The following is an 8,489-nucleotide window of genomic DNA, read 5'->3' on the forward strand; positions in this document are numbered from 1 at the left end:
TTAGGAATGCAATTCTTTTATTTATTGCAACGCGAGCAGAATGGCATGGATATGCATCCATCTTTTGCTCAGATTGATTTTGTGCGCACTCACTATTTAAATAGCGTAGCGCGATTGAGCCACAGACGAATGCGCCCCATTTTGTGGAATGTCAATTCCTCTTTTTTGATTGCCGTCGGTTTTCCGGTGAGGTACAAGGCAATTGGAGGTAACAAGATGGTAGATGGTGATGAAGTTCAGCGCATATTGAGTGCATTGCAAACATTTCATTCTAAAGATTTTTTTTCAAAATCGGTAGATGTTATCCGTAGTGAAATGGCGCAAATCAGCCAGGGTCTCGACATGAAGGAGAAGCCGGTCGTTGAGAATATATTTGAACTGATAGTTCCACTAAAAGGGGGTGATTCGGTGAATGTCCGAATGTACCGGCCAGAGGTGCCCGAGCCGGTGCTGCCGCTGATGGTATATTTTCATTCGGGTGGTTACGTCTTCGGCGACGTGGATATGCTAGATAGTTTTACGCGACTAATCGCTCGAGACGCCAAATGTTGCGTTGCTTCGGTAGAATACGGACGCGCTCCCGAATTCAAGTTTCCGACTCCAATCAATCAAGGCTTAGAGGTTGTGTGCTGGATGCATGAGAATGCAGATAGGCTCGGTATCGACCCTGCTCGTATCGCTGTGGGTGGGGATAGTTCGGGCGGAACAATTTCGATCGCCATTGCCCATATCTTGGCAAAACGTGGTGGCCCTTCGCTTCTGAAGGTATTCACTTGGTATCCAGGAGTCGGGGATCTCGGAGATACAGAGTCGGCCAAAGCTTTTGGAAGCGGCTTCGTTCTTAGCCAGGAGCTTCAGGCTTGGACCTGGAGGCAATACCTCAATGATGAGAGCGAACTAGCCAATCCATTGGTCCAGCCGCTGTTGGCTACAGACTATGGGGGCTTTCCGCCGCTTTATGTCATGTCCGGTGGTCTCGACGCGCGCCGCGACTGCAATGAGCAATTCGCAGCGAAGGCGGCTGCTCACGGAGTAGAAGCGACCTATGATTGCGCGGAAGGGGCATTGCATGGTTTCTTATTCATGCTCGGCGCTCACAAGGAAAATGGTCTTCCGGCCGCCAAGCGATCAGTGGAGCATATTCGACAGACGTTCTGGCCCAAATAAAGGATCAAATGAACATCAATGGTTCGAATGTCCTGCAGCCAATGAGTAGGCACGATCGCTAATCCGTCAGTCTCAATTCAGCTTAAGCTGGCTAGATACCTGTGGCTCTTGACTTCCTTGAAAATAGACCGGGCTCCCGGCGACTTGGCATAGAAGCTGCTCGACGATATCTCTCAGAACACCTTCTTCGGGCCTCGCTTTGGCACTTACTCTCAGTCCGTGGAGGCCGTTGATAAACGACCTTGCAAGTGCCATCGCATCACGATCGCTCGATATTTCACCCCTATCTTGAGCAATTAGAATGCGAGAATAGAGATTGGCCTCAAATCGTGCGATGTGGTCTCGGGTTTGCTGCATAAAGGGACTCAATTGATCGTCTGTGGTCGTAATCGCCGCGATCACCAAGCATCCTTGGCGGCCAGTGCCGGTCACAGCGTTCTCGATGATCGGCTCCAAGATTCTCCGCAGCAGAGATAGGATTGGTTCATCCCGAGGCGCGTCTATAATTTTTTGCCCCACACTCTCTGCCACATAGTGAGTGACCGCTTCATCAAATAGACCCTGCTTATTCGTAAACTCCGCATAGAGGCTCGAACGATTGATGCCCGTTGCATCCACTAGATCTTGAATGCCCGTGCCCTCAAAACCTTTTCTGCAGAAAACATCTATAGCAGCACCAAGCACCTCATCTCGTTCAAATTGCTTGTGCCGTCCCACAAAAGTTTCCTTCACTACCTTGTCTGTTACGCCTCTAAGACGTCATCGATTTGGAATATAAAATCTGGATACAAATAGGGCGATTTGGCAAAAAATCAACCCGGATTCGCATTCCAATCGATCAAAACGGCAAGAACTTCGGCCTGGCCAAACTTGGAGTCTATCATTCTCTTCTCTCGGTGAGAGTGGTTTCGGACGCTTTGTGGACTGGGATGAGCACGCAAAATCTTCTTAATGGACGAGGGAACCTATCTCGCCCCGGCGGGGTACCTTGCTGGCTCGTGCGTGGCTGTGGCGCCAAACCAAGTATGGCGGGTTATCTCAATTCATCCGCCCATGATATTCTTTTTGGAAACATGTCGCCTGTCCAGTTCTTCGCGTATCCTCTTACAAGTTTTCCGGTCTAACGTGAAACGGCAAAAAAGGACAGCGCCAAGGAAGAATAGCGCTGCTGGGAAAGCGCTCATGAGCAAGCGGATCGCGTATACTGTCTCAGGCGACTGCTGTTCATTGGGAATATATCCGACGCCCTGTAAAATTACACCAGCTACCATAACGACCAAGCCTACGCCCATTTTGAGGGAGAAACCCCATAAGGCGCTATATGCGCCTTCTTTGCGCTCACCGGTTTTGTGCTCGTCGTCGTCGATTATATCCGCCAGAATTGATTGCCCGATAGCTGAACCAGCGGCGTTGGCGCCGGCACCAGCCAAAAACAGCATGGCGAAGAACAGCGCGCGTTGACCAGCATCAATAAAAAGGAGCGCACTGAAGGCGACTCCGGTAAGAGTCATGGCAATGGTCCATGCGCGGCGCTTTTCAATTCGCTTCGATAGCCAAACCCACAAAGGTATGGTTGTTAAGCCACCAAGAGCGTAGCTGGCAAAAGAGTATCCAGCTACCTTCTCATTGAGCACATATTCCGCGTAGTAGGGTGTGATAGCGCCCATCACACCAATGCCCATATAGTCGATGAGCACGACCACCAGCACCAGTCGCGCGTGCGGATTTTTCAACACGTCCGTAAAAGCAGCGATAGGATTTTTCGCCCCCCGGCCCTGGTTCTCAGTCCGTTCGCGGTGCGTCAGGGGTGTGATCAGCATAATCGCGCAGCATACAACGCCAGAAACGGTGACGAGTGTCGCAACAAAGGCCTTCGGATCGGCGGAAGTATCACTGAGCTGCAAGGCAGCAAAGGCAGCAAAGGTACCAAGGATATGCAGGGCACGAATAGAACCAAAAAGCTTGCTACGCTCATCGTAATCGGTCGTTATCTCGGCAGCGAACGACATATAGGGTATGTAGTAAACGGTGAAGCATGAGTAGAATATAAACATGCAAACCGCGAGCCAGGCGATCTGACCAAATTCGGTCAAATTCGCAGGCGGCAACCAAAGAACTGCGAAACTGACGGCGACCAGTGGGGCTCCGATGAAAAGCCATGGTCGACGACGCCCCCACCTGCTCTTTGTACTGTCACTTAAATATCCAACCAATGGATCGCTAAGTGCATCCCAAATGCGGCCCGGTCCAAGCAGGAAGGCGATTATTACAGGCGCAATTAGCAGGACATCCGTTGCGTATTTCAGAAAGTAAAACTGCACGAAGCTAATACAAAATGCGTAGCCAGCGGGCGCCGCAGCAAATGAGAGAAGAGCTGAGAGCGGCAGCTTCTGCGCCGCACAGTTCTTCGTGCTCACCATTTCAATGTCCGGCGCCTTCACGCCTTGACTCCGCCTTGAAGACATATCCCCCTCCAAAAAGGCAGAGCGCAGCCGCGCTGGACCATCCATGGCAGCATCATCTGCACTCAACGTCGGGAATATCTATTCCATTTTTTAAGCCAGGTCCACTAACTTCTCCTCCAGATCATGTCTTTCCAGCCGCCTCTACAAAGAGCGACCCTTACCCCCTTTAACCCTCTCATATTACGTCTTTTAATCTTAGCAATTTGCAGAATGAGTCTACCCTGGAGAGTGAAGTCAGGCCCCGATATCTGAGGAATCTATTTTTCGCTTGACCATTTATGAAACTTTCGTTCCATTAAAGGCCGCAATCGAATCACGCAGTTGCACACGCATGGCCGCATTAACGAAATTACATTCTTGGGGAGGCGAATATGTTTTTATTTCCGATGAGGGCTTCGAATCGCACTGAAATATGTGCCGGTCGGATCAGCAAAAATGATCGATTCGATTGCGATAATTATAACGGGAACCAGCTTCGCCGCGCGGTCTGGCTGGCGTCGTCTGCTGCAATAGCATTGAGTATGATGGCCACCACGCCTGCTTTCGCACAAGATGCCGAGCAAACAGGCGAAAATAGAGAAGCGTCGCGCTCGCCGGGGGTCATCATTGTCACAGCGCAAAAGCGCGCAGAAAATGTGCAAGATGTGCCGATATCCATAACGGCATTCTCAGGCGAGTACTTAGAAACTAACGGCCTAGATGACGTTAGGGATATAGCGGCGTATTCGCCAAATTTGAATATCACCACGCAAAATACGATTGGCAACACGCTGATCAGTGTGAGGGGTGTCGGCTCACCCGGCAATAGTGGGATCGAGCCCAGCGCCGCAGTATTCGTCGATGGAGTTTACGTACCCCGCTCAGCATCGATCGTCAGCACGCTATTTGATATTCAAACCTTTGAACTTCTGCGCGGCCCACAAGGCACTCTGTTTGGACGCAATACGCCCATGGGAGCCATCAACATCACGACCCGTCCAGCTAGCCAGAATTTTGAAGCTTACCTTCAACTAGAGGCAGGCAATTTCGAGCAACGTTCGGCAAAGGGGTATATCAACGGCGCGCTGTCCAACACACTTTCAGCGCGCGCCTCGTTCGTTACCACTGACCGTAGCGGCTATTTCGAGAACGAACTTGAAGGCCGCAAAGTTAATGATCTCGAAGAATTTGGTGGACGATTAAAGCTGCTCTGGGAACCAAATGCAAATTTGTCGATAAGTCTCGCAGCGGATTACGTAAAGACAAATGGATCCTTCGGAGAAGCGGAGTTCGTTAATCTCACTGACAATTTTGTCGCCACGCAAGAAGCGGCTTTTGGAGTGACCATCACCGACACAGATCTAGATTTCAAAACATCAAATTTGGTCAACACGGACGATGGGAGCGACGAGAATTACGGCTTCTCAGTCCAAGCCGACCTGGACGTTGGGGAACATACTCTCACATCAATCTCCGCCTATCGGAAGTGGGATAATATATATACCGGCGATGTCCTGCATCTTCCGGGCGAGGTTTTGGATCTCGTGCGCCCGCAGGGGACAGAGCAATTCAGCCAAGAGCTGCGTGTCCTCTCTCCGACCGGGCGATTTTTCGAATATCTGGCCGGGCTTTTTTACTACAAAGAGGACTACTACATCAGCGATATCTTTTTTGCTGGACCTGACACCTGCCTCTTACCATTCTATGCGAACAACGCAGGACGCGCGGCCAGCTGCGCCGCCGAAGGCTTCGATAGTGAGCCAGATTCTGTCGGAGATTTCAAAACCGATCTGGAGAGCATTGCCGCCTTTGGCGAGGTGACCCTCAACTTTTCTGAAAAATTAAGTGTGACAGGCGGGCTCCGGTATACGCGCGACGATAAGCAAGGCACATTCCTCTCTGTCAACACTCCGGTTCTATTCTTCATCCGTGCAGACGAATTTGAAGGCAATCGTACGGACGAAGCCGTTACTTGGCGACTTAACGGGCGCTATTTCCTCAACGATGATGTGATGTTCTTCGCGACGGTCTCAACCGGATTTAAGTCCGGAGGGTTTAATGGCCGGCCCAATGCCTCTCGCCGTGAATTCGGTGAGGAAAGGACCACCAATTATGAACTGGGTGTAAAGAGCCAATTTTGGGACGGTCGTGCTCAGGTGAACGCCACTCTATACCGAACAAAATTGGAAGATTTCCAAGATACGGTATTTGACGGTGAGACGACGTCTTTCGAGGTTCTCAATGCCGGTGACTTACGAGTTCAGGGTCTGGAAGTCGATTTCCAGCTGCAGTTCACGGACCAATTTTCTGTCCAAGGAGGTCTGGCGTACCTTGACTCTGAATATACCGACTATTTTGGCGCTCCAGTGCCATCAGGCTTTGGTTTAGGCGATCTTCCCACTATAGTTTTGGGGTGCGAGAACGTGACCCGGGTGTGCACCGATACAGAGGCTGCAAACGGCGAAGGAGTTGTTGTCCAGGATCTTACTGGACAACGCCGCCAGTCCTCGCCCAAATGGCAAACTTCCATCAGCGCTGTGTGGGAAGATGAGCTTCCCGGCGCTTCCCAGATGGGTTGGTTTGCTCGCGGTGAATGGCAGTTCTTGGACGAGCACTTTCTTTCGGGCGAGAATGATCCTGTTTCTCTCGAACCAAAGCGCTCGTTGTTCAATGCGCGCGTTGGCATTGAGGGAGATGGCGGCGATTGGGAGGTGGCGCTTTGGGGTCGTAACCTTACCGACAAAGCCTATTGCGTCAGCCGATTTGACAGTCCGCTGGGCGGGCCGACCGGCGCGACAAGAATACATCGTTGCAATCTCGGCGCTCCCCGTACTTTTGGCGTAGCCGCAAGTTTTAGATACTAAGAATTGGGACGGCATCCATCACCCAAATGAGGATAGATGGATGCCGTCGATTATCTTAAAGGCAGCGGCCCAAGCATTCCATGGGGCGCCTGATGATGTCGCGATGAAACTTGGCACTAAAAACAGCGGAATCGTCGAAGCCTGAAAGCCCCAGGCCGGCGTCACTTTTTTTGCCAACTTTTGGGAGGAGCAACCATGTTGGAATTTGAAATTCACACGCTTGAGACAGCGCCTGACGCAGCAAAACCGGCGCTTGAAAGTGCAAAGAGAAAGTTCGGTTTTATTCCTAACATAATGGCCATGTTGGCAGAAGCTCCCGCCGCTTTGGCAGGCTATGAAGCTTTGGCCGCATCCATCCTGACGAAATCGAGTTTCACGATGCCGGAAGCCCAGATTATCGCGCTGTCAGCGAGCTACGAGAACGGATGTGACTACTGCAAAGCCGCTCATTCCCATCGCGCCCGACAAATCGGCATTCCTGACGATGTAATCGACGCGTTTAGATATGGTCGGTCATTCTCAGACCCTCGCCTTGAAGCACTTAGAGTGTTTGTAACTACGGTTGTGACTAAACGCGGCAGGCTCGATGACGGCGATTTGGACGCATTCTTGTCGGCAGGCTTTACGCGGGCGCAATCTCTGGACGTAGTACTCGGCGTCGCATGGAAGACGTTGAGCAACTACGCCAATCACATCATGAAGACGCCTTTGGATGAGGGCTTCAAAGACGCGGCTTTGGCCGCGCCTGAAGCCGACTAAGTAATTCACCACTATGGCTAGGTTGGAGGTACGATGATGGCTCTGGATGCCGATCAATTCTGACGCGATTGGAGCCAAGCTATGCAGCAGATTGGAATAATTGGATCAGGACAAATGGGTTCGGGCATTGCCCAGACGGTTGCCCAGAATGGCGTCAAGGTCCTGCTCAGCGATGTCGACATTGCCCTTGCAGAGAAAGCTAAGACGAAAATCGAAAAGGGCCTCGTCAAGCTGGTTGGGCGGGGCAAGATCGAAGCTGCTGACGCCGAAGCTGCCCTGGGGAGGATTACTCCTGTGGGGGACTACCATGCGATGGTCGATGCCGATCTGATTATCGAAGCGGCAACGGAACGCGAGGAGATCAAGAAGGCAATTTTCGAATCAGCCGGCAAGGTACTGGCAAGAGCGGCAATCATGGCGTCGAACACCAGCTCAATCCCGATCACCCGCATGGCCAATTACTCCCCCGACCCCGAACGGTTCATCGGCTTGCATTTCTTCAACCCAGTTCCAGTAATGGGCCTGATTGAGGTCATCCCCGGACTTGCCACATCTAAAGAGACAACCGAGCGGATCGTATCATTCGCTGAGAGCCTGGGAAAGGAAGTTGTCCTTTCGCAGGATGATCCGGGATTCGTGGTCAACCGCATTCTACTACCGATGATCAACGAAGCGATCTTCGTGCTCGGCCAGTCGACAGCAAATATTGACGATATCAACAAGGGTTGTCGGCTGGGCTTGAACCATCCGATGGGGCCGCTTGAGCTGGCCGATTTCATCGGTCTCGACACTTGCCTCGACATCATCAAGGTACTCTACAAGACCACTCGTGACAGCAAGTACCGCCCGGCACCGTTGCTAGTTAAGTATGTCGAGGCCGACTGGCTTGGCCGCAAGAGCGGTAAGGGATTTTACGATTATTCGGGTGAGACTCCCGTTCCCACGAGATAGAGAAGGAGTGCTGTGGCAATAGACCACATGGTTTAGCCAGCCATCAAACGGTTGGTACGAAAATCAGAGTTCACATAGATCGCATTTATCATTCTGAAGGTCGGACTTGCGTCGCAATTCAAATAGCAGCTTTTGTAGCTCGGTTGCTTAGAGCGGTGCTGTCTGTCCGACGCCAACTCGTCTCCACTTGGCAAGGCGGTCCCTACCCGCGCCGCGCTTCAGGCCATCAGTGATTGCCACTCGACCATGGCGGCAGAGCGGCGGGCTTTGTAAGTCTGGCGATCGATGAGATGGCGTTCTGAGT

Annotated in this window: 6 protein-coding genes and 1 pseudogene; 4 read left to right on the top strand and 3 right to left on the bottom strand. The window is 51.7% G+C overall.

Annotated elements, in window-relative coordinates; all coding sequences use genetic code 11:
* The first annotated feature begins 6 nt into the window (after nucleotides 1–6).
* The gene (locus ACX3VQ_RS11460) at nucleotides 7–1,167 is read left to right on the top strand and encodes an alpha/beta hydrolase (protein ID WP_462581195.1); all 1,161 of its coding nucleotides are present in this window, start codon (nucleotides 7–9) and stop codon (nucleotides 1,165–1,167) included.
* Nucleotides 1,168–1,239: 72 nt separating this feature from the next.
* Here the strand turns inward: ACX3VQ_RS11460 and ACX3VQ_RS11465 are convergent, their stop codons facing one another.
* Complete coding sequence (locus tag ACX3VQ_RS11465) at nucleotides 1,240–1,884, bottom strand: TetR/AcrR family transcriptional regulator (RefSeq protein WP_462573147.1); 645 nt, start codon at nucleotides 1,882–1,884, stop codon at nucleotides 1,240–1,242.
* Nucleotides 1,885–2,210: 326 nt separating this feature from the next.
* A complete protein-coding gene (locus tag ACX3VQ_RS11470) occupies nucleotides 2,211–3,608 on the bottom strand; it encodes an MFS transporter (RefSeq protein WP_462581196.1) in 1,398 nt (465 codons plus the stop codon).
* Nucleotides 3,609–4,003: 395 nt separating this feature from the next.
* On the opposite strand from ACX3VQ_RS11470, the gene ACX3VQ_RS11475 reads away from it, so the two are divergent.
* From ACX3VQ_RS11475 to ACX3VQ_RS11485, 3 genes are all read left to right on the top strand, one after another.
* A complete protein-coding gene (locus ACX3VQ_RS11475; RefSeq protein ID WP_462581197.1) occupies nucleotides 4,004–6,475 on the top strand; it encodes a TonB-dependent receptor domain-containing protein in 2,472 nt (823 codons plus the stop codon).
* A 195-nt stretch (nucleotides 6,476–6,670) separates the two neighbouring features.
* Nucleotides 6,671–7,234: a carboxymuconolactone decarboxylase family protein gene (locus ACX3VQ_RS11480; protein WP_462581198.1), complete on the top strand. Its 564-nt coding sequence runs from the start codon at nucleotides 6,671–6,673 to the stop codon at nucleotides 7,232–7,234.
* 81 nt (nucleotides 7,235–7,315) lie between these two features.
* Nucleotides 7,316–8,185 (top strand): 3-hydroxyacyl-CoA dehydrogenase NAD-binding domain-containing protein, encoded by an 870-nt coding sequence (locus ACX3VQ_RS11485; protein ID WP_462581199.1) that lies wholly within the window; start codon nucleotides 7,316–7,318, stop codon nucleotides 8,183–8,185.
* A gap of 218 nt (nucleotides 8,186–8,403) precedes the next feature.
* Here ACX3VQ_RS11485 and ACX3VQ_RS11490 read toward each other — a convergent pair.
* Nucleotides 8,404–8,489 (bottom strand): annotated as a pseudogene (locus ACX3VQ_RS11490) (IS6 family transposase); the annotation flags it as partial.

It is taken from the genome of Altererythrobacter chaiwopuensis (assembly GCF_054957735.1).